This is a genomic window from Lutimaribacter marinistellae (genome assembly GCF_042648365.1).
Taxonomy (GTDB): domain Bacteria; phylum Pseudomonadota; class Alphaproteobacteria; order Rhodobacterales; family Rhodobacteraceae; genus Lutimaribacter_A; species Lutimaribacter_A marinistellae.
This window is the reverse complement of the sequence record NZ_JBHRXI010000012.1, coordinates 118,642-142,775: the sequence shown is the minus strand read 5'-3', so window position 1 is coordinate 142,775 and position 24,134 is coordinate 118,642. Positions and strand designations below refer to the sequence as shown.

At 65.5% G+C, this 24,134-nt stretch carries 26 protein-coding genes; 8 read left to right on the top strand and 18 right to left on the bottom strand.

Features of this window, described 5'->3' with window-relative positions; all coding sequences use genetic code 11:
- Positions 1-52 precede the first annotated feature (52 nt).
- The gene (gene rbfA / locus ACFORG_RS13070) at positions 53-448 is read left to right on the top strand and encodes a 30S ribosome-binding factor RbfA (protein WP_386735975.1); all 396 of its coding nucleotides are present in this window, start codon (positions 53-55) and stop codon (positions 446-448) included.
- Entirely contained in the window at positions 448-1,197 is a 750-nt protein-coding gene (locus ACFORG_RS13065) for a phosphodiester glycosidase family protein (RefSeq protein ID WP_386735974.1), read from the top strand. The genes rbfA and ACFORG_RS13065 overlap by 1 nt, the downstream gene beginning before the upstream one ends.
- 2 nt (positions 1,198-1,199) lie before the next feature.
- On the opposite strand, the gene ACFORG_RS13060 is transcribed toward ACFORG_RS13065, so the two are convergent.
- Genes ACFORG_RS13060 through ACFORG_RS13045 form a run of 4 tightly spaced genes read right to left on the bottom strand, consistent with a single transcriptional unit; the run spans position 1,200 to position 5,296 of the window.
- Positions 1,200-3,311: a molybdopterin-binding protein gene (locus tag ACFORG_RS13060; protein ID WP_386735973.1), complete on the bottom strand. Its 2,112-nt coding sequence runs from the start codon at positions 3,309-3,311 to the stop codon at positions 1,200-1,202.
- On the bottom strand, positions 3,308-3,799 hold the full coding sequence (gene mobB, locus ACFORG_RS13055; RefSeq protein ID WP_386735972.1) for a molybdopterin-guanine dinucleotide biosynthesis protein B: 492 nt from the start codon (positions 3,797-3,799) through the stop codon (positions 3,308-3,310). Before mobB ends, ACFORG_RS13060 begins: the two co-directional genes overlap by 4 nt.
- Entirely contained in the window at positions 3,796-4,401 is a 606-nt protein-coding gene (gene mobA, locus ACFORG_RS13050; RefSeq protein WP_386735971.1) for a molybdenum cofactor guanylyltransferase MobA, read from the bottom strand. Before mobA ends, mobB begins: the two co-directional genes overlap by 4 nt.
- A 10-nt stretch (positions 4,402-4,411) precedes the next feature.
- Positions 4,412-5,296, bottom strand: coding sequence for a formate dehydrogenase accessory sulfurtransferase FdhD (locus ACFORG_RS13045; protein WP_386735970.1), 885 nt, complete (start codon positions 5,294-5,296; stop codon positions 4,412-4,414).
- A 66-nt stretch (positions 5,297-5,362) separates the two neighbouring features.
- On the opposite strand from ACFORG_RS13045, the gene ACFORG_RS13040 reads away from it, so the two are divergent.
- Together ACFORG_RS13040 and ACFORG_RS13035 are read left to right on the top strand one after the other, a co-directional pair.
- A complete protein-coding gene (locus tag ACFORG_RS13040) occupies positions 5,363-6,079 on the top strand; it encodes an AzlC family ABC transporter permease (protein ID WP_386735969.1) in 717 nt (238 codons plus the stop codon).
- Positions 6,076-6,408 (top strand): AzlD domain-containing protein, encoded by a 333-nt coding sequence (locus ACFORG_RS13035; protein ID WP_386735968.1) that lies wholly within the window; start codon positions 6,076-6,078, stop codon positions 6,406-6,408. Before ACFORG_RS13040 ends, ACFORG_RS13035 begins: the two co-directional genes overlap by 4 nt.
- On the opposite strand, the gene ACFORG_RS13030 is transcribed toward ACFORG_RS13035, so the two are convergent.
- The 7 genes from ACFORG_RS13030 to ACFORG_RS13000 all read right to left on the bottom strand — a co-directional run bounded on the left by ACFORG_RS13030 (position 6,405) and on the right by ACFORG_RS13000 (position 12,988).
- On the bottom strand, positions 6,405-7,022 hold the full coding sequence (locus ACFORG_RS13030) for a hypothetical protein (RefSeq protein WP_386735967.1): 618 nt from the start codon (positions 7,020-7,022) through the stop codon (positions 6,405-6,407). The two genes, ACFORG_RS13035 and ACFORG_RS13030, sit on opposite strands and share 4 nt — an antisense overlap.
- Positions 7,023-7,048: 26 nt before the next feature.
- Positions 7,049-7,183, bottom strand: coding sequence for an aa3-type cytochrome c oxidase subunit IV (locus ACFORG_RS13025; RefSeq protein WP_386735966.1), 135 nt, complete (start codon positions 7,181-7,183; stop codon positions 7,049-7,051).
- Positions 7,184-7,247: 64 nt separating this feature from the next.
- Positions 7,248-7,847, bottom strand: coding sequence for a hypothetical protein (locus ACFORG_RS13020; RefSeq protein ID WP_386735965.1), 600 nt, complete (start codon positions 7,845-7,847; stop codon positions 7,248-7,250).
- Entirely contained in the window at positions 7,844-9,682 is a 1,839-nt protein-coding gene (locus ACFORG_RS13015; RefSeq protein ID WP_386735964.1) for a glycerophosphodiester phosphodiesterase, read from the bottom strand. The genes ACFORG_RS13020 and ACFORG_RS13015 overlap by 4 nt, the downstream gene beginning before the upstream one ends.
- A gap of 71 nt (positions 9,683-9,753) precedes the next feature.
- Complete coding sequence (locus ACFORG_RS13010; protein ID WP_386735963.1) at positions 9,754-10,230, bottom strand: DUF6173 family protein; 477 nt, start codon at positions 10,228-10,230, stop codon at positions 9,754-9,756.
- A 3-nt stretch (positions 10,231-10,233) separates the two neighbouring features.
- Positions 10,234-11,256, bottom strand: a complete 1,023-nt coding sequence (locus ACFORG_RS13005) for an MBL fold metallo-hydrolase (RefSeq protein WP_386735962.1) — start codon at positions 11,254-11,256, stop codon at positions 10,234-10,236.
- Positions 11,257-11,281: 25 nt separating this feature from the next.
- Positions 11,282-12,988, bottom strand: coding sequence for an acyl-CoA dehydrogenase (locus ACFORG_RS13000; protein WP_386735961.1), 1,707 nt, complete (start codon positions 12,986-12,988; stop codon positions 11,282-11,284).
- 173 nt (positions 12,989-13,161) lie between these two features.
- Here ACFORG_RS13000 and ACFORG_RS12995 point away from each other — a divergent pair, with 173 nt between their 5' ends.
- Positions 13,162-14,103, top strand: a complete 942-nt coding sequence (locus ACFORG_RS12995) for an L-threonylcarbamoyladenylate synthase (RefSeq protein WP_386735960.1) — start codon at positions 13,162-13,164, stop codon at positions 14,101-14,103.
- On the opposite strand, the gene ACFORG_RS12990 is transcribed toward ACFORG_RS12995, so the two are convergent.
- Positions 14,100-14,654 carry a YqgE/AlgH family protein gene (locus ACFORG_RS12990; protein WP_386736045.1) on the bottom strand — a complete coding sequence of 185 codons (555 nt, stop codon included), beginning with the start codon at positions 14,652-14,654 and terminating at the stop codon, positions 14,100-14,102. The two genes, ACFORG_RS12995 and ACFORG_RS12990, sit on opposite strands and share 4 nt — an antisense overlap.
- A 135-nt stretch (positions 14,655-14,789) precedes the next feature.
- Between ACFORG_RS12990 and ACFORG_RS12985 the strand changes: the two genes are divergently transcribed.
- On the top strand, positions 14,790-15,593 hold the full coding sequence (locus tag ACFORG_RS12985; RefSeq protein ID WP_386735959.1) for a protein-disulfide reductase DsbD domain-containing protein: 804 nt from the start codon (positions 14,790-14,792) through the stop codon (positions 15,591-15,593).
- A complete protein-coding gene (locus ACFORG_RS12980; protein ID WP_386735958.1) occupies positions 15,590-16,012 on the top strand; it encodes an NUDIX hydrolase in 423 nt (140 codons plus the stop codon). The genes ACFORG_RS12985 and ACFORG_RS12980 overlap by 4 nt, the downstream gene beginning before the upstream one ends.
- On the opposite strand, the gene ACFORG_RS12975 is transcribed toward ACFORG_RS12980, so the two are convergent.
- The 6 genes from ACFORG_RS12975 to ACFORG_RS12950 all read right to left on the bottom strand — a co-directional run bounded on the left by ACFORG_RS12975 (position 15,996) and on the right by ACFORG_RS12950 (position 23,493).
- A complete protein-coding gene (locus ACFORG_RS12975; RefSeq protein WP_386735957.1) occupies positions 15,996-19,382 on the bottom strand; it encodes an efflux RND transporter permease subunit in 3,387 nt (1,128 codons plus the stop codon). The two genes, ACFORG_RS12980 and ACFORG_RS12975, sit on opposite strands and share 17 nt — an antisense overlap.
- 4 nt (positions 19,383-19,386) lie before the next feature.
- Entirely contained in the window at positions 19,387-20,841 is a 1,455-nt protein-coding gene (locus ACFORG_RS12970; protein ID WP_386735956.1) for an efflux RND transporter periplasmic adaptor subunit, read from the bottom strand.
- Between the two features lie 108 nt (positions 20,842-20,949).
- Positions 20,950-21,492 (bottom strand): molybdenum cofactor biosynthesis protein B, encoded by a 543-nt coding sequence (moaB, locus tag ACFORG_RS12965; protein WP_386735955.1) that lies wholly within the window; start codon positions 21,490-21,492, stop codon positions 20,950-20,952.
- The gene (locus tag ACFORG_RS12960; protein WP_386735954.1) at positions 21,492-22,112 is read right to left on the bottom strand and encodes a LysE family translocator; all 621 of its coding nucleotides are present in this window, start codon (positions 22,110-22,112) and stop codon (positions 21,492-21,494) included. The genes moaB and ACFORG_RS12960 overlap by 1 nt, the downstream gene beginning before the upstream one ends.
- Positions 22,109-22,705 carry a metallophosphoesterase family protein gene (locus ACFORG_RS12955; RefSeq protein WP_386735953.1) on the bottom strand — a complete coding sequence of 199 codons (597 nt, stop codon included), beginning with the start codon at positions 22,703-22,705 and terminating at the stop codon, positions 22,109-22,111. Before ACFORG_RS12955 ends, ACFORG_RS12960 begins: the two co-directional genes overlap by 4 nt.
- Positions 22,702-23,493 carry a uracil-DNA glycosylase gene (locus ACFORG_RS12950; protein ID WP_386735952.1) on the bottom strand — a complete coding sequence of 264 codons (792 nt, stop codon included), beginning with the start codon at positions 23,491-23,493 and terminating at the stop codon, positions 22,702-22,704. The genes ACFORG_RS12955 and ACFORG_RS12950 overlap by 4 nt, the downstream gene beginning before the upstream one ends.
- 83 nt (positions 23,494-23,576) lie before the next feature.
- Here ACFORG_RS12950 and ACFORG_RS12945 point away from each other — a divergent pair, with 83 nt between their 5' ends.
- Positions 23,577-24,083, top strand: a complete 507-nt coding sequence (locus ACFORG_RS12945; RefSeq protein WP_386735951.1) for a scavenger receptor class F, member 2 — start codon at positions 23,577-23,579, stop codon at positions 24,081-24,083.
- Positions 24,084-24,134: the final 51 nt, after the last annotated feature.

Genomic DNA, 24,134 nt, shown 5'->3' with positions numbered 1-24,134 from the left:
CCCTCTCCGTGCCCGCTTGGCAAAGCATCTCATAGCGCATAGATCGGGTGACATGGCAAAGAACAAATTTCATGACGGACCGGGCCCCTCCCAGCGCCAGCTGCGCGTGGGCGAAGTGATCCGCCGCACCCTCTCCGAGGTGCTCGCCCGAGGCGATATCCACGACCCCGAGCTCAATCGTATGTCGATCACCGTGGGAGAGGTGCGCACCTCGCCCGACCTCAAGATCGCGACGGCCTTCGTGCTGCCGCTCGGCGGGAAGGGGCAAGAGGACGTTATCGACCTGCTTGCCCGGAACAAGGGCGAACTGCGCCGGATCATCGGCAAGAAGACCGGGCTGAAATTCGCACCTGACCTGCGATTCCGGCTCGACGAGACCTTTGATCGGCTCGACGACACGCGCCGCATGTTCGAACAGGACGCGGTGCGCCGCGATCTCGAAGAGTGATGCGCGCCCTGTCCGTGTTGGCCGGGGCGTTGTTCGCTGCGGGTGGCTCGCATGCCGCCGAATCCACGGTGCAGTGCCAACAGATGAGCCATGCCGGCAATCTCTATACCGTGTGTGAGACGGATGCCGGCGCCTCCGACCTTCGGCTGTTTTTGCGGGACATGGAGGGGAACATCCTCGGCCAGTTTCCGACGGTCGATGACGCGCTGGCGGGCGAGGGCAAGGCGCTGGCATTCGCCATGAATGCAGGGATGTATCATGACGACCGTGCGCCAGTGGGTCACTATGTCGAGAACGGGCGTGAAGAGATGCGCCTGATCACCAATCCCGGCCCCGGCAATTTCGGGCTTCTTCCCAACGGCGTCTTCTGCATCCGCGAGAACCGCGCCGATGTATACGAAACGCTTGCCTTCGAAGCTGCATCACCCGCCTGCCGGTTTGCGACGCAGTCGGGGCCGATGCTGGTAATCGACGGCCAGCTGCACCCCAGGTTCCTGCCCGATTCGACCTCGCGCTATGTCCGTAACGGGGTCGGCACCGGTTCCAACGGCCAGCGTGTAGTGTTTGCCATCTCGCAGAACGCTGTCACATTCCACGAGTTCGGCAGCTTTTTCCGCGATGTTCTTGAAACACCCAATGCCCTCTATTTCGATGGCAACGTCTCGCGCATCTGGGCACCGCAGATTGACCGCGCCGATGGTGGGTTCCCTCTGGGGCCGATCGTGGGCGTGGTAACCGATCGCGACTGAGCCTAAAGGCCGAATGCGGCGTAGGGGATGAACCGGACCAGATCGCCGGGGCGCACATGCCGCGCGCCGTCCTCCAGTTCGACCAGCCCTTCTGCCCAGCTCAACCCGCTGATCCGGCCCGACCCTTCCGAGGCGAACACCTCTGCCCGGCCGTTGCGTACCCGGGCCCGCAGGTATTCGCGGCGGCCCGGCTTCTTGCGCTTTTCGAACGCCGCCGGCAGGTCAAACCCCTGTGGCTCTTGCCACCCCATCCCGGCCAGCAGACCCAAGGCAGGCCGAGCGAATACAAGGGTGCAGACCATTGCTGCAACAGGGTTGCCCGGCAGGCCAAAGACCGGCTTGTCCGCCCACAGACCCAGCGCCAGTGGGCGGCCGGGCTTGACCGCAATCCGCCATTCCTGCATCGCGCCAGCCTCTCGCAGCAGGGCCGAGACATGATCCTCATCCCCGGCCGAGGCGCCGCCGCTGGTCAGGATTGCATCCGCCTGCTCAGCCGCCGTGTTCAGCCGATCACGCAAGGCCGCACGGTCATCGGGTACCCGGCCCAGATCAATCGGCATGAACCCGAGCCGCGATAGCATCGAGATCAACATGATCCGGTTCGCATCGAATATCTGGCCCGGTCCTGCTGGCTCTCCGGGCTCAACCAACTCATCGCCTGTGGACAGAACGGCAACCCGCAAGGGCCTGCGCACAGTCACCTCGGCCACACCAACGGCCGAGATCAACGCAAGGTCGGCAGGACTGGCCACGCGACCTGCGGTCAGCACGGTTTCGCCGGCCTCGACATCTTCGCCCGCCCGGCGCGTATTCGCCCCCTTCTTCAGTGGCCCGTGAAAGGCAATCTGCCCGCCTTCGCAAAGCACGTCCTCTTCGAGCACCACCGTGTCGACACCGTCGGGAAGCGCCGCGCCGGTGAGCACGCGCAGCGCATGACCCTCCGGGACTTGTCCGTCAAAGGGTATGCCCGCGGCGGCTCGGCCCAGTGTCAACGGCATCACCTTCGCCCCTTCGCTGGCCCCGCCGGAAAAACCGTATCCATCCACCGCCGTGTTGGGTTGTGGCGGGTTTGACCGTCGTGCCACAACGTTTTCAGCCAAAACGCGCCCCAGTGCGGCAGAGAGCGGCACCAGTTCCGAACCAGTGACAGGAGACAGCCGTGCACGAAGCAGATCCAGCGCTTCGTCAACGGGTGTCCAGTCGACGCCTGCGGGAAGGGCGAAACAATCATTGCGCAAAGGCGGTGGAGTGATCGTCGAGCGTGCTTTTTCATTCAGCAGGTCGGCATGGCCCGTGCCAAGTATCCATGCCTCCTCGCGCGCGGCCTCTGGCGTATCGTCCAGCATCAGCGCCAAGTCTGCGGGGTCGAGCCGAGCAAGAGCGCGCGCCAGCAACCTCACCTGCACGCGGTCGCGTATTTCGTCGACCTGTTCCGCCCTGACCGCGGGTTCAATCAGACCCGGCCAGATTTCGGCCAGAACGATCTCTGCCTCGCGCCACGGTTCGAACGGCCACACAACTGCACCCATGTCACGCCGCAGGCGCGACAGCACCGGCAACCCGGTCAGGCTCTGGCTGCCAACGGTCGGGTTGAAGAACAGCTGGAAACAACTCGACGAGGTTCCGGCGGCAAGGTCCACTTCGCGCCGCTCTGGAATCGTATCGAAACGGATCGTGGACTTGCGATAGGGGATGTCCGGCCAAGCGTCCTCGACCGGCTTGCCCCAGAACGGTCCCTGCCCAGAGAATTGTCGGTTCATCTCCGAGGCGACGTCGAACCGGTTGTTCTGCCCCTCGGGCGTATCGGTGATCCGCGCTGCGAGCCAGTCCCACAAGGTCAGCGGATCATCACTCCCGGTGATCCGCCGTGCAAAGCCGCTCGGGTAACCGAATGGGAAATCGAACGCCGCCAAGACCCGGCGCCCTGCCGCTTTCTCAACGGCAAACCGGTCCGAGAGCCACGCCTCGGCTTCGTGCCGATCCCGGCAGTAAACCGGCTCTTGCTCCGCACCATCTCGCGCGCTTCCGATCCAGATCGCGTCCTTGCGCGGTTTTGCCGGGGCGCGTTTTCCCGCCGACCAGTCGATGACGAGGATCGTGTCGAACCTGCTCACAGCCCGACCTCCGCCAGCACGAAATCGGCAATGGCGCGCGTATCGTCCAGCGCGAACACCGGCCGGTCGATCTCAATCGGCGTGTCGCTCGCCACGGCCCGGATCGTCACATCTCGCGGCGCGATCAATTCATGTCCCGCCTCGGCGCGAAACGCTTCGATCTTGGGATGAGGCGCGGTCTTGTACCCCTCGATCAGAACAAGATCGACCGGGGCCAGACGCTTGAGCAAATCCTCCAACGACGGTTCGGACGCACCGCGCAGCTCCGTCATCAATGCCACGCGCCGATGCGAGGCAAGCAGGACCTCATGAGCACCGGCTGCCCTGTGGCGATAACTGTCGCGCCCTTCGTGATCGATATCGAAGGCGTGATGCGCATGCTTGACGGTCGAAACCGCGTATCCGCGTTCGGTGATCTCGGCCACGAGACGCTCCATCAGTCCCGTCTTTCCGGCATTCTTCCAGCCCGTCACGCCGTAAAGCCTCATTCGACAGAGGCCCGGCGTTCCGCCTCGGCCAGATCGTCGGGCGTGTTGACGTTGAAAAACGCCTCGTCATCGAACGGCGCCGAGGCCGCACCATGCTTGTCTGTCCAGAGGACGACCTTTCGCAACCCGTCTTCCAGCGCAACACGCAGATCGGCCCGCAAGGCGGTGGGCCAGAGCCCGAAGGTGGGATGCCGTGTCATCCGCCCCCCCTCCTGTGTGGCGGCAAGTGCAATCGGCGCGCCTGTGCGTTCGGTGGCCCGGGCAAGACGCTCCACCAGATCACCCGGAAAAAACGGCGTATCTGCAGCGGCGGTCACGATGTGGCGATAACCTGCACCGGCGGCGTATTCCATACCCGCCAACACGCCCGCGAGCGGCCCCGGCCAGTCGGGCAGCGTGTCGGAAATGACAGGCAATCCATATTCGGCAAACCGCGCCGCATCGCCATTGGCATTCAGGACAAGCCGGTCGACCTGCGGGCCCAGGCGGTCGATCACCCGGTCAAGCAAGGTAACCCCACCGACCGCCAACGCGCCTTTGTCGCCGCCTCCCATGCGCCGCGCCTGACCTCCGGCCAGGATGACTCCCAACGGTTTTTCCATAATCCGGTCCTTACCCTGCCGCGCTTTTTCGGCGGTGTTTGCGGTCTTCCTCCGGCACGCTGGCCGGATCGACGTCGCGGAACAGACGCTCTGCGCCGGACAGGCAGACAAAGCGCTGACCGCGCATCCGCCCGATCAGCGTCAGCCCTACCTGACGGGCGATTTCCACCCCCCAAGCGGTAAAGCCCGAACGCGAGGCAAGTACCGGAATACCCATCATCGCGGTTTTTATGACCATCTCCGACGTCAGACGCCCCGTGGTGTAGAGGATCTTGTCCCCCGCTTTCACGCCTTCGGACAGCATCCAGCCTGCGATCTTGTCCACCGCGTTGTGACGTCCCACGTCCTCCATGTAGACGAGGGGACGATCCTTTTGACACAGCACAGTGCCATGGATCGCGCCCGCCTCGAGGTAGAGTGACGGCGTCCGGTTGATCTGCGCCGCAAGTGCATACAGCCACGAGGTGCGCAGCTCGACCTGAGGCAGGCGCACGTCTTCCAGCCCTTCCATCATGTCCCCGAACACAGTGCCGACAGCACAGCCCGAGGTGCGCGTCTTTTTCTTCAATTTCTCCTCGTACGAGGTTTCCCGCTGCGTCCGCACCACCACGGTTTCCAGTTCCTCATCGAAATCGACACCAGAGATCACGTCATCGGCCAGCAACATGCCCTGATTGCGCAGGAACCCAAGCGCAAGGTATTCGGGATAATCGCCGATCGTCATAGCTGTGACGATCTCCTGGCGGTTGAGGAATATCGTCAAGGGCCGTTCCTCGACGACCGAAATCCGGGTCGGCGCGCCCGTCTGGTCAATACCTTCGACGGCCCTCGTCAGGCGCGGGGCGTCCGGGTCCGGCGCGATGACATAGCCGGTATCATTTTGAAGTTTTGCCATGCCTCCCCCCATTGCACAGGTTCCGGCCAGCCGGTAAGCCGGTCGCGCCTAACCTAGGGGCTGCGCATGAGTTTCTCCACACCGAAATCCTTTTTCCGGCGCGGCGCGCGGGATGCCATCCCCTTCATCTTGGTGGCCGGACCGTTCGGAATGCTGTTCGGCGTTTTCGCAACCGAAGCCGGGCTTGACCTACTTCAGACGATGACCTTTTCCGCCACGGTTTTTGCCGGGGCTGCACAGTTGACGGCCCTGCAATTGATGACGGAACAGGTGCCGACGCTGATCGTGTTGATCTCGGCGCTGGCGGTGAACCTTCGCGTGGCGATGTATTCGGCCTCGCTGACCCCTTACCTCGGCCAGGCAACCCTGCCACAGCGTATCCTTGCAGCCTATCTGACAGTCGATCAGTCCTATGCGCTGTCAATCATCCGTTTCGAAACCGACAGGAGCATGAGCCTGCCGGAACGGATGGCGTATTTCATCGGGACCAGCGCACCGATCGTTCCGACCTGGTTCGGCGCAACCTATCTGGGTGCGGTTCTTGGAAACCGCGTCCCCGAAAGCATGGGTCTCGATTTCGCGCTGCCGATCGCCTTTCTGGCCATGATCGGCCCAATGCTGCGGACACCGGCCCACATGGTCGCGGCGGGGGTCTCCTGCGTCGTTGCGCTGATGGCGGCGGGAATTCCCTATAACCTCGGGCTCATTGTGGCCGGGCTCGCTGGCATGATCGCCGGGGCACAGGCCGAATACCTGATCGAAAAGCGAAAGGCGGCGGTATGACCGAGATATCCGACAGCACGATCTGGATCGTGATCGCAGGCATGGCCATCGGCAGCTTTGCGCTGCGGTTCGTCTTCATCGGGTTCGTCGGGGACAGAACGATGCCGCCATGGATGCTACGGCATCTGCGCTACACGGCGGTAGCCATCCTGCCCGCGCTCGTCGTGCCCTTGGTGGTTTGGCCTCGTGCAACGGATGGCGAATTCAACCTACCGCGCATTTCGGCGGCCCTGGTCACGCTTGCCGTCGGCTACTGGAGCAAGAACGTGATCGCCGCGATCTTCAGCGGTGCGGCGACCCTTGCGGGATTAACGGCCCTGATGGGCTAGCCCTGCTGGTTCAACTTGGCGTTGTTCTGTTCGAGCCCGCGCTGCAGATCGCCGTCGTCGTCCTCGTAATACTTGTCCGTCACCACACCCGGGATGGCATCGAATTGCGCCATCAGCTTGGTCGGCTGGATCACGGGCGAGATGCTCTCGAACCCGGGCACACGCCTGAGGACCTGCGCCGTGCCGTTCGCACAGAACCCACCTGCGGTGGCCCCGATCGATTGCGCGCTCCGCAAGGCGATCTCGGCCTGTTGGGGCGTCACTTCGATCGTCTGGCGCACGACATGATGTGTCGAGCGGGCATGCGCCCCGCGATACGCCTTCTCGACTGCGGGGGTGATCCCGTAAAGGACGTCGTTACGCTCGGGCACCACGTCAGCGTAAAAAGACCCTGCGGGATCAAAGATCACCCGCTGGCTGCCGTTGATCAGCAGTGCGGAGTGCCCGCCGCTGCCGGTGCGGTTGTTCACCATCGTATAGAGAGTCAGATAGGCCGGACCGGCGTCACGATACGACACGGCCTGAATCTGCTCGGGCGTGGCTTGCGGGCCTTGCGGTCCGGCGCATGCGGCAAGCGTCAACGCGGCGGCGCCGGCGATCAGAAGCTTTTGCACGAGTGCCCCCTATGGGATGTGATCGATCAGGAGGCGAAGATCAGCAGGAAAAGCGCAAGGAAAACAAAGAACACCACGGACCACGTGGTGAACTTCATGAAGCCCGCAAAAGTCTTTTCCTGAGTGGTGATGTCCATCTCGCCATGCTTGTGTTCGGCCATGTCCATAAGTCCTGTTCGCGTGTTTTGTAGCTGAATAAGGGATTCTCACCGTCCTGTCACGACGTCAATCGCGCGCAGGGGGCCTCACGTTCGACCTGTAGCATGATGGCAATCCATAGCCCCAGCGCCATGGCAGCCCGGTACAGGGGCCGCCGCCCACCCGCACGGCCAGATACATGGCCTGAGCGATGGCGGCATAGGCTGTTTCGACGTGATCTGGATCGACCTCAAACCGTTGAGAAATCTCACCTTTCAGCGCCTCGCCGTTGCGCAGAACACAAGCCTTCAAGGCGCGGTCGGCACTGGCGCGGGCGGCAAGACTGGCTGCGGCCGTCACCGCGCCCCCGGCATCGTGATAGGCGCGGTCATGGCTGACGCAGCACACCTCCCAGGGCGGATGATCGCGCAAGGTCGCGGTATAGGCGGGAAATGTCTGGTTCAGCAGTTCCCAGCCAGCCGAAAGTCCGCCCGAACAACCGTCCGTGGTGAACTCGGTCAGCGGGGCGGCAGTTCGCGCGGCCATCAGCGCGACATGCGCGGGGCGTTCGGGCGACCAGGACTGGGCGACGGCACAGGTCGGCAGAAAAAGCGCCAGCATCACGTTGCGCAGGCGGCGGGGGTACCGTGTGGTACCCCCCGATTTGTCCGTTTTGTACCGTCTCACGGGTCCTCGTTGACCGTTTTGTCCATGTCGAAATCAAGCCCCAGCTCAACCGCGAGCCACAGCAGAAGCCGCCCGGTCGGCGACAGCTCGGCCCGAAAGGCGAGCACCTTGTTTGCCATTGCCGGTTCGTCGGTGATCAGCCCGTCGATCCCCATCGAGAGCAGTCGCGACATCTCGAGCGGGTCGTTCACCGTCCAGGCGTAGACGTCCTTGCCCGCGGTTTCGGCCGAGCGCAAAAGAGCCGGCGTGACCCGGCCCGCGCTGACCGCGATGAAGTCCCCCTCAAGCCCGGTCAGATCCCCGACAGCGGTAGCGGCCAGAACACCGGTGCGCCAGTCGGGGCGCAATTGGCGCATCTTCTGCACCGCCGGATACTTGAGCGACATGACGGCAACATCTTCGGCCATGTCCATCTCTTCGACGATCTCGACGACGCGGTTCTCGAGATCCTCGTCATGTCCGTAATACTTCAACTCGATGATGACCTTGGCGCGTCCGCGCGCCGCGGCGAGCACGTCGCTGAGGGTCGGCACCCGCTCTTCGGCGAATTGCGGCGCAAACCAGCTGCCCACGTCGATCTCGTCCAGGTCGGACATGCGGGCATCCCAGATCTTGGTCGGGACGCCGGCGAGCTTCATGAAATCGCTATCGTGGATGACCACGACAATCCCGTCAGCGGTTTCCTGAACGTCGATCTCGACCCAGTCTGCACCGTCATCCAGCGCGCGGTGGACCGAGGCCATGGTGTTCTCTGGCGCGGCTGCCGCTGCCCCGCGATGGCCGATGACCTCGGCATGGTCCTGCGCATCGGCAGCGGCCAGCAGTCGGTCGCCGGTCCAGATGCCAAGCGCCAGCACCGCAACCGCGACTGCCACGCCAGCGGGCAGCCAGCTCTGCCCGGGTGGAGTCGTGGGCACGGCGGCGCGATCCGGCAGGCGGCCGAGATACCCGTCGAGCAGCACGGCGAGCGCGGTGAGGGCAAGCGCGGCCAGCGCCAGCCCTGCCAGCGACCAGAGCGCGATGATCAGCACCGTCACGCCGAGCGCGAGCTTGAGATTGGTTTCCGCCGACAGGGGCACCAGCGCCAGCAGACCCGAGGCAACAAGTGCGATGATACCTGCAAGCGCAAGGCGCATGAGCAACCAGAAGACGATATCGCGCTGGATCGCGCCGCGCCGCCCTTGCATGCGGGCGGTGCTGGCGGTGAAAGCGGCGGCAGGGTGCACCGCCTCGAACAACACCAGATGCAGGGCGAGCGCCCATGACGAGAGGCGCCGGATCAGAACCACGGCCATAAGCGCGAGAATCGCCGCAATCAGCGCCACCGCAACCACGAATTCGGGCGGTTTCACGGTAAGGTAATAGTTGATGTCATGCGCCGTCAGTCGCCACCACGCGACCAGTCCGGCAAGTGCAAGAAAGGGCGCGGCGATGACCAGAACGCGCAGGATGAGCCGCGCGGCAAATCCAAGAAGCCCGCGCATCCGCCACAGGACCAGACCCAGCCCGGCACGTCCTGCGGCAAGGGAGCCTGTCTTGCCCGACCGCAAGGCCGCGGCCAGCACCGCAAAGCCAAGCACTTCGGCCACGAGCAGCACGCTGAGCGCAATCAGCGTAACGGCAAAGCCCCACGGCGAAAGGATGAACCACGCGATATCCTGATCGGTCAGTGCCGACTGGTCCGAACTGGCGACCGCCAGCCGGATCACGAGGGCCGCGGCAGGCGCAACGAGCGCCAGCGCGAGCAGCCGAAGCCCAAGATAGAGCGGCACGGCAAAGACGCGGTTTTGCCAGGCCGAGCGATAGGCGTCGAGTACTGAGGAAAGATGTGACACGGCGGGCGACACTCCGGCAGCTGTTCACGCCCCATTGAGCGCGGCGGCCACGCGAAAATCAAGCCGTGGGGTTATGTCTTTTCCGCGATCGTGTCCCCTGCCCCGTCGAGATCCTGCGCGAGGCGAAAGCCGATGCGCTGCGCGGGGCCGTCCTTGCGCGGTTTGGGCAGGGCCCGCAACATCACGCTGAGCTGGCTGACATGCTGGATGAGCTGGGTCTTGGTGCCGGTTGCGTCGCTTCCATAGAACGTGACGATATCGGGGTCGAAGTATCCCATCCCCTCGATCCTGAGTACGCCGGTATCGCCACCGGCAAAGCCCATCGCCACCTCGTGCTCGCCATCGAGCTGCTTTTCGAAGTTGCGGATATAGAGAATCAGCCGCTCATAGGCCCATTGCGCGGGGCTCTTGCTTTTGGCGGCGCGTTGCATCGGCTCGGGCACCTCGCCCAGCCGGGCGCTGCTGTCGGGGTCGGAATGCACCTCGTGACAGCGTGGCAGCGCCTCGGCCTCGGCGGCCTCGGCCGTGGTTTCGATCTGGTCGCCCATGGCTTACCCCTTGCGTTGGTAGAGCCAGGCCCCGTCCTCCCGGCGTGTCCGCGTTACGTCATCTATGTGGTAGAGGTGGTTGAGATGCGCAACCGCCTCGACCAGTGCGAGGCCATATTCGCCCTCGCCGATGGTGCGTTTGAAAAGCGGCGCGAAACAATCGGCGGCGGTCTTGGGCGTGTCGAGATGGCGCAGCAGGCGGTCGAGCGCGCTGTGGTGGTTGTCGATCAGTTGCCGCATGCGGATGGGCAGGCCAGTGAATGGCAGCTTGTGCCCGCCAAGTGCAAGGTGGTCGGGCCTTGCCAGAGGCTCGAGCCGCTCGCAGGCTTCCAGCCAGTCGGCCACCGGATCGGCCATCGGTTCGGTCGCGTAGACGCCGATATTGGGGCTGATCGAGCTGAGGATCTGGTCGCCCGTCAGCACGAGATGGTCGTCGCGGCTCCAGAAGGTGGCATGTTCGGGGGCGTGGCCATTGCCGATATGCACGTCCCAATCGCGCCCGCCCATGCGGAACACGTCGCCTTGTTTCACCCGCGTGAAGCCGAGCGGCATGGGATAGACCATGTCCGAGAAGTTGAACGGGCGGTCCGCCATGCGCTTGGCCAGGATTTCCGGCGCCATGCCGGCGCTGCGGTAATAATTCAGCGTCTCCTCGGGCCAGCTTTCCTGCACGTCCAGCGTGAGCATCCGCGCAAAGAGCCAGGCGGTGCGCGTGGTGACAAGCTCGGCCCCGTGCTCGGACTGGAACCAGCCGGCATTGCCGACGTGGTCGGGGTGGTGATGGGTGGCCACGACGCGTGTGACGGGCTTCCCCTTGAGGGGACCCGACATCAGGGTTTCCCAGATGCCGCGGGTCTTTTTCGAGGAAAATCCGGTATCGACCACGGTCCAGCCGTCGCCGTCATCCAGAGCGTAGACGTTGACATGGTCGAGCTTCATCGGCAGCGGGAGGCGCATCCAGAGGACGCCCTCGGCCACCTCGATCGCCTCGCCGGGTGCCGGAGGGGTGTCCCACGGGGTGCGCATCACGCGTGTCGGGCCGCCATCCATATCAAGCGGCCAGATCGTCGAGGTTCATGGCGTAAAGCCCGGCGGAGCCCGATTGCGCATGGGTCAGAAGCGGCGCGTGTTCCGGCAGCATCCGTTCGATGTAGAACCGCGCCAGCGTTTCCCGCGGCCCGCCCGGTTCGGCCATCGCCGCCTTGAGGTGGAAATGCGCACCCAGCACGCGTGCAAAGGCGCGCAGGAAGGGAACGGCGCCGGCGAAACGGTCATCCATGTCGGATTGCGCCACCAGCCATTCGGTGCCTTCGCGCAGCGTTTCGGTCGCCTGCCAGACGGCTTCGGCCAGGTCCTTGTGCGAGGCGCGGCCCGCCTCGGCATTCGCTTCGATTTCGTCAAGCAGGCCGAAGGCGGCCTCGCCCCCGTCCATCATCTTGCGCGCGACGAGGTCCATCGCCTGGATGCCGTTGGTGCCTTCGTAGATCGTGGTAACGCGCACGTCGCGGGCATATTGCGCGGCGCCGGTTTCCTCGACAAAGCCCATGCCGCCATGGACCTGGATGCCCATGTTCGACACCTCGACCCCGGTATCGGTACCAAAGGCCTTGGCGATGGGGGTCAGGAAGGCGGCGCGCTTGGCCCAGTGCTCTTCGCCGGTGGCGTCTTCCATGTCGATGGCCACGGCACAGGCCAACCCGATGGCGCGGGCGGCAAAGACCTCGGCCTTCATCGTCATCAGCATGCGCCGCACATCGGCATGCGCCGCGATGGAGTACCCGTGGATCGAGCGGCCCTGACGGCGTTCCAGTGCATAGGCCAGCGCGTGTTGCAACGCGCCTTCGGCGGCGCCGATGCCCTGCCCGCCCACGCCGAGGCGGGCGTTGTTCATCATGGTGAACATCGCGGCCATGCCGCCATGTTCCGGGCCGACCAGCCAGCCGGTCGCGCCATCATACTGCATGACGCAGGTGGGCGAGCCGTGCAGGCCCATCTTGTGTTCGAGGCTGACGACCTTGAGTTCGTTCGCACGGCCCGGCTCGCCATTCTCGTCGGGGATGTATTTCGGCACGAGGAACAGCGAGATACCCTTGGTCCCCGGCACACCATCGGGCAGACGTGCCAGCACGAGATGGCAGACATTGCCCGTGAAATCATTGTCACCCCACGAGATATAGATCTTTTGCCCGGTGATCGCGTAGGAACCATCGCCGTTGGGCACGGCCTTGGAGGTGAGCGCGCCGACGTCGGAGCCTGCCTGCGGTTCGGTCAGGTTCATGGTGCCGGTCCATTCGCCCGAGATGAGCTTGGGCAGGTAGGTGGCCTTGAGTTCGTCACTGGCGTGATGCTCCAGTGCCTCGATCTGGCCCTGGCTCATCAGCGGGGCGAGTTGCAGCGACAGGCAGGCCGCGCTCATCATCTCGTTCACGGCGGTGGTGAGCGTCATCGGCAGGCCCAGCCCGCCGAACTCGGGATCTGCGCTGATGCCGATATAGCCACCCTCGGCAATCGCCTTGAAACCGTCGGCAAATCCGGGCGAGGTGCGCACGACACCGTTTTCCAGCACCGCCGGGTGCTGGTCGCCATTGCGCTGCAACGGTGCCATCACGGTTTCGCACATCTTGCCGGCCTCGTTGAGGATGGCCGAGACGACATCCGAGGTAGCCTCGGCAAAGCGGTCGGTGACGGCGACCTCGTTGAAGCCGACGATATTGTCGAAAAGGAACTGGTAATCGGTTACGGGGGCGCGATAGGGCATGGTGTCTCCCGGATCTGGTCTGGGCTTCGTGTCTCGCTCATGGGCGCGGGCGGGCTTGGAATCGCCGGGCCGGGCCGATATTCATCGGAGCTTGATCGATTACCTATCGACATGCCTCGTTCAAGCAACCAAAACGCCGCGTCATAGCGATTTTCGGAGCCATCTGCCCGGTCATGAGCCAACAGACCACCGCCCGCCTGCCCGCCGATGCGGAGGGCATCGCCCATGCCGCCGCACTGTTGCGCGCGGGCAGGCTTGTCGCCTTTCCGACCGAGACGGTCTATGGGCTGGGCGGCGATGCGCGCAATGGCCGGGCGGTGGCGGCGATCTACGAGGCCAAGGGCCGGCCTAGTTTCAACCCGTTGATCGCGCATGTCGCCACGGTGCGCGATGCGCAGGCGCTGGTGGAGTGGAATGACGCGGCCGAGCGCTTGGCATCGGCGTTCTGGCCGGGGCCGCTGACGCTGGTACTGCCGCTGCGGGCGGGGCATGGCGTATCTTCGCTGGTCACGGCGGGTCTGAAGACGCTGGCGGTGCGGGTTCCGGCCCATCCGGTGGCGCGGGCGCTATTGGGCGAAGTGGGCGGGCCGCTTGCCGCGCCCTCGGCCAACCCGTCAGGGCGGATCAGTCCGACCACGGCAGATCACGTTTTGGCAGGACTGTCGGGACGCATCGCGGCAGTACTGGATGCCGGTCCCTGCGGCGTCGGGGTCGAATCGACGATCCTGGGCCTGTCGCACGAGCCACGACTGCTGCGCCCCGGCGGATTGGCGGGCGAGGAGATCGAGGCGGTGCTGGGCGCCCCCCTCGCACGTGACGAAAGCGGCTCGATCACCGCTCCGGGCCAGCTGGCGTCGCATTACGCGCCCGAGGCATCGGTGCGGCTGAACGCGAAACGGGCCGAGGGTGACGAGGTTCTGCTGGGCTTCGGACGTATGGAATGCGATCTGAACCTGTCGGAAACGGGCGACCTTGCCGAGGCGGCGGCGGCGCTTTTTGCGGCGCTGCACAGGCTGGACGCGCTGGGGCGGCCGATCGCGGTGTCGCCGATCCCCGAAAGGGGGCTTGGCGTGGCGATAAACGACCGGCTGCGTCGGGCCGCGGCGCCGCGCTAGGCGTGCCCCGCGCTGGCCGAGAGTGTCAGCGGATCGACTCCGAGAGAGCCGAGCGCAGCCTCCCACTTGTCGGCGTCGGGCTGACCGAAGACAAGGTCGGACGACGCATCGGCCGTCAACCAGCCATTGGCCGCGATCTCCTCTTCGAGCTGACCGGGACCCCAGCCGGAGTATCCCAGCATCATCAGCGCGCGTTCGGGGCCGCGGCCCTTGGCGATATCCTCGAGCACGTCCAGCGTCGCTGTCATGGAAAAGCCCGGCGCGACGTTGAGCGAATGCAGGTTCGCGTCATAATCCGAGCTATGCAGGACAAAACCGCGCCCGGTTTCGACCGGACCGCCGAAGCGCACCGGCGCGTCGGCAACGGAAGGGATGGCGCAGCCGATTTCCAGCTGGTCGAGCAACGTTTTCATCGGCAGGTCGGCGGGCTTGTTGACGATGAGCCCCATCGCCCCGTCCGAGCCGTGGCTGCACAGGTAGATCACCGAATGGTCGAACCGCGGGTCACCCATGCCGGGCATCGCGATCAGAAGTTTTCCGGTCAGATCCATCATGCGCCTGTCTTTGTTTCGTCTCTCTTTCAAGAATGGAGATGTGACGCGCCCGGTGCAAGGGTTGCAACGGCGAAAGCGCTGCTGACCCGAACGTGACTTGGCAAAGCGCGTTTGATGACGCATTTATGAACCATGCTGAAACGGATCGCATATGCCGCGGCGATGGCCGCGGGCCTGGCCTCGAGCGCCCAAGCGGGCGATGCAGACGGTTTGGCGCGTCTCGAGGTGCTCGATGGCGGGATGACCGAGCGCGGCACCTACCTGGGCGCGCTGCGCCTGAAGCTTGCCGACGGCTGGAAGACCTATTGGCGCGCGCCGGGGGATGCGGGTATTCCGCCGCAATTCGACTGGTCGCGTTCGCGCAACGTGGGCGGTGTGGCGATCACATGGCCGGCGCCCGAGGTTTTCGACCAGAGCGGGATGCGCTCCATCGGCTATTCGGATGAGTTGGTTCTGCCGGTCGAGATCACGCCCGCGCGCCCCGGTCAGCCGGTCGCGCTGCGGGGGCGGATGGAATTCGGGGTGTGCAAGGATGTCTGCGTGCCCGCCGATCTGGATTTCGACCATGCGCTGGACGCTGGCGCCGGGCGCAACCCGGCCATCGCGGCAGCGCTGGCACAGCGGCCATATTCGGCGCGCGAGGGCGGCGTACGCGAGGCGAAATGCCGCCTGCGACCGACGCGCGACGGAATGCAGGTCGAGGCGCATATCGCAATGCCGTCGGCCGGCGGCGAAGAGGTCGCGGTGATCGAGCCCGGCAACCCATCGCTCTGGGCGTCGGAAACCAAGACGGTGCGGCAAGGCGGCACGCTGGTCGCGACTTCGGAGTTCGTGAACGAAGCAGGTGGTGCCTTTGCCCTGGACCGGGGCGATATCCGGATCACGGTGCTAGGCGCGAAACATGCTGTCGATATCCGGGGCTGTACGCCGGGGTGACGGCACGGGTACCTCTTCTGGGGGCGCTGGCGGTTGTACTGCGTGACAACCACGTCTTGCTGGCGCAGCGCGGCAAGGATCCCGGGCGCGGCATGTGGGGCTTTCCCGGCGGGCATGTGGAATGGGGCGAGACGGTCGCGGAAACCGCGATGCGCGAGTTGCATGAAGAAACCTCCATCCACGCACGCGCCGGTGAGATCCTGACCCATTTTGACCTGATCCTGCGCGAGGGTGACGAGGTCAAGACGCATTACCTGCTGGTGGGTGTTGCCTGTCGGTATGAACGCGGAGAGCCGCAGGCGGGCGACGACGCAATGGATGCCGCTTGGATTCCGATCGGAGATGTGCGCGAGGGTCGTTTGCCGCTGATCTCGGGCGTGGCGGATCTGATGCGGCTGGCGATCAGGCGCGGCGCCTGAAAAGCAGCGCGGACGCCGCTGCGAGTAGCAGCATCAGAACCAACCCGCCCGCGAGGAACAGCAAAAGCCCGGTTTGCAGTGCGGGCCGGTCAGCGAGCGCCGGCAGCGCCCGAAGCATTGCATCCGGCAATGCGCCGGTCACGAGCGGCCAGATCATCGTCAGCCCCAGCCACATGGCCAGCGAGAAGGCAAGTCCGAGGTTGGCCCGCCGCACCCGCGCATCGGGCGCACGCAGCGCGCGGCGCATGGCCCGCATCGGCCGGCCAAGGTCGCGCTGGATGGCGATCAACACCGGGACCACGACCAGCACCAGCGCCATGCCAAAGCCCAGACCATAGACCAGCGAGATCACGGTGGGTTTCAGAAACTGCGCCTGCTGCGAGGACTCGTACAGAAGCGGCGCGAGGCCCAGAACGGTCGTCAGCGTGGTCAGCATCACTGGGCGCAATCGGTCGGCGGCCCCTTCGATAATCGACGGGACGATGCCGCGTTCGCTTGCATATTCGTCGATCGTCGTCACCAGAACGATGGAGTCATTGATGATGATGCCGGTCATGCCCAGCAGCCCGACCACCGTGAACATCGAAAGCGGCACATCCCAGATATAGTGCCCCCAGATCGCGCCCACGAGGCCGAAGGGAATGACCGCCATCACGACGAAGGGGCGGGTCCAGCTGGCGAAGACCCAGGCAAGAACGAGGTAGATGCCGGTGAGGCACAGGATAAGGCCGGTGCGCGCGTCGTTGAGGAATTCATCCTCCTGTTCCGACAGGCCCGAGAGCCGCCATTCGACTTGCTGCTCGCTGGCGATGCGGGGCAGGATCTCGGCCTGCAGGGCCTGGGTGATTTCCTCGGCGCGGGCGGGGTCGTCCTCGGATATGTCGCCGGTGACCGAGATGACGCGGATGCCGTTTTCGCGGCGCACGGTGGAAAAGCCGGTTTCGGACCGGACCGAGACGATATCGGCGAGCGGAACGTAGACACCGCGCGGACTGCGCAGCAGGGTGCGTTCGAGGAAATCCGCGGTCAGCTCGTTCTCGGGCAGTTCGACGCGGATCTCGGCGCTGCGGGGTCCGTCGGGATAGGTCGCGGCCTCGATCCCGTTGAGCCGGTGGCGCAGCACGCGGCCGAGTGTTTCGGTGGTGAAGCCCATCGCCTGCCCCTGCGCGGTGAGGTCGACGATGATCTCTTCCTTGTCGTAGGCGAGATTGTCCTCGACGGCCGAGACTTCGGGATATGGCAGGAGCGCTTCCTTGAGGGCCTCGGAGGCGGCCTTGAGCGTGTCGACATCGGCGCCGAAGAACTGGACATCGAGCGCATCGCCCCCCGGTCCGGAGCGCCAGCCGCGGAAGCTGACGGTTTCGGTCATCGGGTGCTGGACGACGCGGTCCTGCAATTCGGCGACGAAAGCGAAGGAGGAGTAGCCGGGCCGCGCATCCGCGTCGATCAGCTCGATCGAGATGCCGCCGAGCAGATCGCCATCCTTGCCCTCGACCCCGGCGAGGCCGAAACCCGCGTTGCCACCGATTTCCGCCATCACGAAATCGACCGGGTTCACGCCCAGCCGCTCTTCGAGTTCGGCGGCAAGCTCATCCGTGGCGCGCTGCAACTCGCGCATCTGTTCCAGCGTATCTTCGCGGCTGGCCCCCTCGACCATGGCGAAGTTGCCGGTGACCGAGCCGCGTTCGGGCGCGTTGAAGAAGCGCCATTGCACGTCGCCGCCGATCACCAGCGCCAGTTGCGAGGCCAGCAGGACAACCGCCCCGGCAAGCACCACGTAGCGGGCCGTGATGATCCAGCCGACGAAGGGGCGGAACAGCCGGTCGCGCATCCACCGGAAACCGGCATTCACCACGCGGTTGGGCCAGTCGTACCAGTGCTGCTTGGCCGAGTGGGCGATGGCGTGGCTCATGTGGTTGGGCAGGATCAGAAAGCATTCGACCAGCGAGGCGAGCAGGACCGCGATCACGGTGAAGGGGATGTCCCGGATCAGCTCTCCGAACCGGCCGCCGATCGAGACGAGGCCGAAAAAGGCGATGACGGTCGTGAGCGTCGCCGCGAAGACCGGCATCGCCATCCGGCGTGCGGCACGTTCGGCGGCAACGACCGGCGCCTCGTTCAGGCGGCGCGCCCGGAAATCGGCATGTTCGCCCACCACGATCGCGTCATCGACCACAATTCCCAGCGTGATGATGAGGCCGAAGAGCGAGACCATGTTGAGCGAGATCCCGGCGAGATACATCACCGCGATGGCCGCGAACATGGCGGCGGGAATGCCGGCCGCCACCCAGAAGGCGATGCGCGCGTTCAGGAAGAGAAACAGCAGGCAGACGACCAGGCCCAGCCCCATGAGCCCGTTGTCGACGAGGATGTTCAGGCGATCCGTGATGGCCTGCGCGCGGGTGCGGATCAGCTCGATCGTGACACCTTCGGGCAACGAGAGCTGCATCTCGGCGGCGGCCTCTTCGACGCTGTGCTGAATCCGGATCGCGTCGCCCTGGTCCGAACGGTCGATGCGGATCGACATTGCGGGGTTCTCGGCCACGAAATAGGACCGGTTCCGGGTGACGCCCTCGACCCGGATCGTCGCGACCTCGCCAATGGTCAGCTGCGAGCCATCGGAGTTGGAGCGCAGCACGATGCGCTCGATCTCTTCAGGAGTGCGGCGTTCCTCGCCGGTGCGGACGCGGGCGTTGGCGCCGGTCACGTCGCCCGCGGGGTCGGCATCGACCTCGGCCGCGATGGCCTGAGCGATTTCCGACAGGGTCACGTCATTGGCTATGAGCTGCATGGTCGGCACCTCGACCACGGTTCGCGGAGCGGCGATGCCGCGGATCGTGGTGCGGGTGACGCCGATCTCGAAGAGGCGAGTGACGAACTCATCGGTGTAGAGCGCAAGTTGCGTCGGGTCGGTGGGTCCAGAGATCACCACGTCGGTCACGCGGTCGCGCCATGCGCCACGGCGCACCTCGGGTTCCTCCGCCTCCTCGGGCAGGGTCGTGACACTGTCGACCGCGGTCTGCACATCGTCGGTGGCGCGCGACATGTCCGTGCCCGGTTCGAATTCGAGGTTGATCGAAGCGCTTCCCTCGCGCGAGACCGACGAGGTGCTTTCGACTCCGTCCACCGCCAGAAGCGTGGGTTCGAGCACCTGGACGATGGCGCTGTCGACATCTTCGGGGCCGGCCCCCTCCCACGTGACGTTTACCGATACCGACTCGACGATCACATCGGGAAAGAACTGTGCCCGCATGTTCGGCATCGACGCCGCGCCCAGCACCAGCAGGATCACCAGCAGAAGGTTGGCGGCGGTACGGTGACGGGCGAAGTAGCTGAGAATACCGCTGGCCTGCGCGGGAATGGGGCGCATGGGCCTAGCCCCCCATCCGCGATTCGATACGCTGCACCAGGCGGGCGGGCACCTGCGGGCTGGCAAGCTGGCTCAACACGCGCTGCTTGGCCTCTTGCGGCATCCGGTCGTTCGCCTCGACGAAGGCCACGAGACGCGCGCGGCGTTCATCCGAAAGCTCTATCGTGTCCGGCTCGGGTTGGGCCTGACCTTCCTGCCGGAGGGGGCGCACCTTGATGCCGGGACCGAGGAGCGGCGTACGGCCCGTGACGATTTCGCGCCCTGCAAGCCCGTCGCCACGCAGCAGCACTTCGTCGCCCTGACGACGCACGAGCGTGACGGGGATCGACTCGAGCCGATCGTCGCCCGACAGCGCCAGCACCGTTCCGGAGGCGTCCAGAGAGGAGGCAGGCAGGCGAATTACAGCGTCGAGTGCGGGTTCGCGGACGGTGACGGTCACGAAATCGCCGGGTTTGAAACCGGGTGCACGGCCAAGCCGGGCATAGATCACGCGACCGGACTGCCCCTCGCCTGCAGTACCGCTGTCTCGGTTGATGGTGCCCTCGGCCCTCAGATCGACACCCGAGACGTCGAGCGTGGCGGTGACCGGCGCCGAGATCAGCCGCCCATCAGCATCGAGCAGGCGAACATATTGTGCGGTCGAGACGCGGAACGCGACCTCGAGATCGGCGGGGTCGACCAGTTCGGCAAGTTTCTCATTGGCCGAAACAAGCCGGCCCTCGACCAGTGAAACGCCGTTCAGTGTTCCACCGAAACGGGCCGAGATGGTCATGTCGTCAAGATCGCGCTGCGCCTCGTCCAGCGCCAGCCGGGCGCGCGAGAGACGCGTGGCGGCCTGGTCGAGCCGGGTTTCGGCCTGCGCCTCGGCGATGCGCCGGGCGAGCACGGCCTGCCGCGCGGCGGCGGCGGCCAGTTCGGCGGTCTCGACCGTGGCGGCAGTGCCGACGCCACGCTGTTCGAGATCGCGCTGACGCTGCAGCGCGCGCTCGCGCAGGTCGGCCTGATCCTGACCGGCGAGAAGTTCGGCGCGCGCCAGTTCCAGCGCGCGTTGGGCGTCCCGCCGCTCGACCTCGGCATCCTGGAGGTCGGCACGCGCTCGATCCAGCGCGGCCTGCGCATCGGCGGGATCAAGGCGCACCAGCACCTCGCCTGCCTCGACCTCTCCGCCCTCTTCGAAACTGGGCGTCAGTTCGATCACCCGGCCGCCCGATGGCGCGCGCAGTTCGAGCGTGCGCCGGCTTTCGATCTGGCCGAACGCCTCGAGCACGGGGGTGACGGTTTCCAGCTCGGCTCGTTGCAGGTTGACCGCGAAAACCCGTTCGCGCGCCTGTGGCGGGCGGTTGTCACGGCTCATGCGTTCCTGAACGGCCTGCATCACCATCTGCGCCGCGAACAGAAGCAGCGCCAGCGCGGCCGCCGCCAGAAACACGCCGAAGAGGCTTTGCCGAAGAAATCTCATGTTTTCTTACCTGACCAACCGCGAATGCGGACATGACTGCATAGGTAGCCGACACCGAAAGAATGCCAAGCTGGACGTCAAATCCATGCGGTTAAACGCGCGGGCAGTCTACTTCCGTCGCCGGTGTTCGTCCAATCGCGGAAAAATCTCGACGAAATTGCAGGGGCGGTGGCGATAGTCGAGCTGTTTCTCGAGAATGCCGTCCCAGGCATCCTTGCAGGCGCCGGGGCTGCCGGGCAGTGCGAACAGGTAGGTACCCCCCGCCACGCCGCCGGTCGCGCGGGACTGCACGGCAGAGGTGCCGATCTTTTCCATCGAGATGATGGTGAAGACGGTGCCGAAGGCGTCGATCTCTTTCTCGTAGACATCGCGATGCGCCTCGACGGTCACGTCACGTCCGGTCAGGCCGGTGCCACCGGTCGAGATGACCACGTCGATTTCGGGGTCCGCCACCCAGGTGCGGAGTTGTTCGGCGATCTGGGCGCGTTCGTCGCGGATGATCTTGCGGTCGGCAATGACGTGACCTGCCCGTTCGATTCGGTCCACGAGCGTCTGGCCGGAGCGGTCCTCGTCCATGCTGCGGGTATCGGACACGGTCAGAACGGCGATGCGGACGGGGATGAACTCGAGGCTCTCGTCGATGCGGGACATCAGGTTTTCTCCAGTATGGCGAGGCGGATGGCGAGCGCGGCGAAGATCGAACCGGTCACCCAGCCCAGCAACCGTGTGGCCCGGGGATTGGCCGCCAGCCCCCGGCGCGCGCGGCCGGCAAACAGCCCCACCCCCGCGTTGATGAGGAACCCGCCCAGCGCGATGATGGCGCCCAGGGCAAGGAATTGCGGCAGGATCGGCCCCTGTGCGGGGGTCACGAATTGCGGGATGAAGGCAAGCACGAACAGGATGACCTTGGGGTTCATCAGGTTCACCGCCAACCCGTCGCGAAAGGCGCGCGCGGCCGGCGATGCAGGCGCGGCGCCGGGGGCCGCGCCATGCCGGATCGCGCCCCAGGCCAGCCAAAGCAGGTAGGCGACGCCGGCCCAACGGATCACGTCGAAGGCCCAAGGCAGTGCCGCGACCAGCGCGCCAAGGCCAAGCCCCGCCAGCGCCACATGGGCCATCACGCCAACGGCGACGCCCGCGCTGGCCGCGACCGCGGCATGCGGGCCGGAGCGCAGCCCCTGTCCAAGACAGAACATCATGTCCGCGCCGGGTGTCAGGTTCAGAGCCAGTGCGGCGGGCAGGAAGGCAAGGAGCGTGAGCGGGTCGATCATCCGATTTCGAACCAGTTCACTGTTGGCCCCAGATTGGCAACCTGCGTGGTGCAGATCTTGCCGCGCGCGCCCCAGCTGTCGTGGATATGGCCGCAGAGCGCCAGCTTGGGCCGCAGACGTTCGATCGCGTCACGGATCGCGGTGGAACCCACGGACGATCCTTGCGAGGTGACATCGCCCAGCCCCTTGGGCGGCGAATGGGTCACGAGGATATCGGCGTGGTCGCAGCGTGCAAGAAGCTCGGCTGCCTCGGCCTCGCTGTGATCGCAGGACCATGCGCCGAACGGCGTTGGCGGCACGCCATAGCCCAGCCCGAAAATCTCGATCCCGTCGAATTCCATGCCCTGACCGTGCAGCGTGATGACCCCTTTGGGGGCTGCGTCTTTCAGTTCGGCCGCGCTTTCGGCGTTGCCGGGGACCAGGACCAGCGGCGCGTCGACCCCGGCGAGCATCGCCATCACCTCGTCCAGCCCTTGGCGCATGTTGCAGTAATCGCCCGCCCCAATCACGAGGTCGGCCCCGGCGCTGGCAGCCACGAGATCCGCGGCGCGGGCACGGGCCATGTGCAGGTCGGAAAAAGCGAGAATTTTCATGTCAGCCCGTCCAATTTCGCCTTGAGTTCTAGAAGATCGGCCCATGCCTCGCGCTTGAGATGCGGGTTGCGCAACAGGTAGGCCGGGTGGAACATCGGCAGGACCGGCAGGTTCAGGCCCTGCGTCCACGTCCCCCTGAGCCGGGTGATGCCACGCCGCCCGAGGACGGCATCGCAGCTGATATTGCCCATGATCACAAGCATTTCGGGCTTTGCCAGCGCCACGTGCCGTTCAAGAAACGGTTTCATCATCGCGATCTCGTCGGGCTTCGGGTCGCGGTTCTGCGGCGGCCGCCACGGCAGCACGTTGGTGATGTAGACGTTCTCGGCGCGGCTGAGGCCGATCGCCGCAAGCATCCGGTCGAGCAATTGGCCCGCCCGGCCGACGAAGGGACGCCCCTCGCGGTCTTCCTCGCGGCCCGGAGCCTCGCCCACGATCATCACGCGCGATCCGGGCTGACCGTCGGAGAACACGAATTTGCGCGCGCCTTTCTTGAGGTCGCAATGCTCGTAGGCTTCCATCGCGGCGCGCAGCGTGTCGAGAGAGGCCGCGGATTTCGCAGCGGCTCGGGCGGCCTCGACCGGGTCGGCCTTGGGTGTGGGCGCGACTGCGGCACCGGGTTGCCCGGAGGCTGAGGGCAAGGATTTGGCAAGCCACGGTGCCTCGTCTGGCAGGCCGTATCGGTCGACGGGGACGTCACCGATGGCATCGGTCGCACCAAGCTCGACCTGCCAGTCCAGCAGGGCGCGCGCGGTGTAATGATCGAGATGCTCAAGGGCCGATTCCATGCCCCCAATCTATCCGACCCGTCGGGAAGGGAAAGGCGACAGGTTGCGCTTGCCTGCGCGGCGGGATGCGCCATGCTTGGCCCATGGTGTTTCGGATCGTCCTTGTGTTCGCGTGGCTGCTGGCCGCGCCGGGTTTCGCCCAGTTCAACGAGCGGATCGGCATCGGCCCGGATTGCCCGGCGGGAACGACGATCTGCAACATGCAGACCTGCTGCCCGACCGGAACCCGCTGCGCCCCGGATGGCAGCTGCGTACCGTTGGGCGGTGTCTATTGCGGCGGCGGGCTGTCGTGTCCTGCGGGGACAGTCTGCGCCAATGGCGGTTTGCGCTGCGTGCCGCGGGGACAGTCCGACAGCCTGCCCGACCTCGGCATTCGCGAGAACGATGACCGTGTCGGTTGCCTGCCCGGTGGGGGATGCGCGCGGCCCGGCTGGTTCCTGTGCGAAGAGACCGACTCGCAGTGCCGGCCGGGGTGGAAGTGTTCGGCCGTGCAGGGCTGCGTCCCCATCAAGGCGGTGGATTGCGGGATGGGCAAGTATTGCCATCCGGGCGAACAGTGCCTGCCCGAGGGCGGATGCGCCCCCGAGTGACGCAAGGTGGCCCTGCCCCCATTGCCGAGCGGGCTTGCCGCCCCTATAAGC

Bases quoted from the DNA above. Each gene is read 5' to 3' on its own strand.
- ACFORG_RS12950 (WP_386735952.1), bottom strand. From the start codon at position 23,493: ATGGAATCGGCCCTTGAGCATCTCGATCATTACACCGCGCGCGCCCTG.
- ACFORG_RS13045 (WP_386735970.1), bottom strand. From the start codon at position 5,296: ATGGCAAAACTTCAAAATGATACCGGCTATGTCATCGCGCCGGACCCG.
- ACFORG_RS13000 (WP_386735961.1), bottom strand. From the start codon at position 12,988: ATGCCCTATCGCGCCCCCGTAACCGATTACCAGTTCCTTTTCGACAAT.
- ACFORG_RS13035 (WP_386735968.1), top strand. From the start codon at position 6,076: ATGACCGAGATATCCGACAGCACGATCTGGATCGTGATCGCAGGCATG.
- ACFORG_RS12945 (WP_386735951.1), top strand. From the start codon at position 23,577: ATGGTGTTTCGGATCGTCCTTGTGTTCGCGTGGCTGCTGGCCGCGCCG.
- ACFORG_RS12955 (WP_386735953.1), bottom strand. From the start codon at position 22,705: ATGAAAATTCTCGCTTTTTCCGACCTGCACATGGCCCGTGCCCGCGCC.
- ACFORG_RS13010 (WP_386735963.1), bottom strand. From the start codon at position 10,230: ATGGGCGACCAGATCGAAACCACGGCCGAGGCCGCCGAGGCCGAGGCG.
- moaB (WP_386735955.1), bottom strand. From the start codon at position 21,492: ATGTCCCGCATCGACGAGAGCCTCGAGTTCATCCCCGTCCGCATCGCC.
- ACFORG_RS13025 (WP_386735966.1), bottom strand. From the start codon at position 7,183: ATGGCCGAACACAAGCATGGCGAGATGGACATCACCACTCAGGAAAAG.
- ACFORG_RS12960 (WP_386735954.1), bottom strand. From the start codon at position 22,112: ATGATCGACCCGCTCACGCTCCTTGCCTTCCTGCCCGCCGCACTGGCT.
- ACFORG_RS12985 (WP_386735959.1), top strand. From the start codon at position 14,790: ATGCTGAAACGGATCGCATATGCCGCGGCGATGGCCGCGGGCCTGGCC.
- ACFORG_RS13005 (WP_386735962.1), bottom strand. From the start codon at position 11,256: ATGCGCACCCCGTGGGACACCCCTCCGGCACCCGGCGAGGCGATCGAG.
- ACFORG_RS12975 (WP_386735957.1), bottom strand. From the start codon at position 19,382: ATGCGCCCCATTCCCGCGCAGGCCAGCGGTATTCTCAGCTACTTCGCC.
- mobA (WP_386735971.1), bottom strand. From the start codon at position 4,401: ATGGAAAAACCGTTGGGAGTCATCCTGGCCGGAGGTCAGGCGCGGCGC.
- mobB (WP_386735972.1), bottom strand. From the start codon at position 3,799: ATGAGGCTTTACGGCGTGACGGGCTGGAAGAATGCCGGAAAGACGGGA.
- rbfA (WP_386735975.1), top strand. From the start codon at position 53: ATGGCAAAGAACAAATTTCATGACGGACCGGGCCCCTCCCAGCGCCAG.
- ACFORG_RS12970 (WP_386735956.1), bottom strand. From the start codon at position 20,841: ATGAGATTTCTTCGGCAAAGCCTCTTCGGCGTGTTTCTGGCGGCGGCC.
- ACFORG_RS13065 (WP_386735974.1), top strand. From the start codon at position 448: ATGCGCGCCCTGTCCGTGTTGGCCGGGGCGTTGTTCGCTGCGGGTGGC.
- ACFORG_RS12995 (WP_386735960.1), top strand. From the start codon at position 13,162: ATGAGCCAACAGACCACCGCCCGCCTGCCCGCCGATGCGGAGGGCATC.
- ACFORG_RS12990 (WP_386736045.1), bottom strand. From the start codon at position 14,654: ATGGATCTGACCGGAAAACTTCTGATCGCGATGCCCGGCATGGGTGAC.
- ACFORG_RS13040 (WP_386735969.1), top strand. From the start codon at position 5,363: ATGAGTTTCTCCACACCGAAATCCTTTTTCCGGCGCGGCGCGCGGGAT.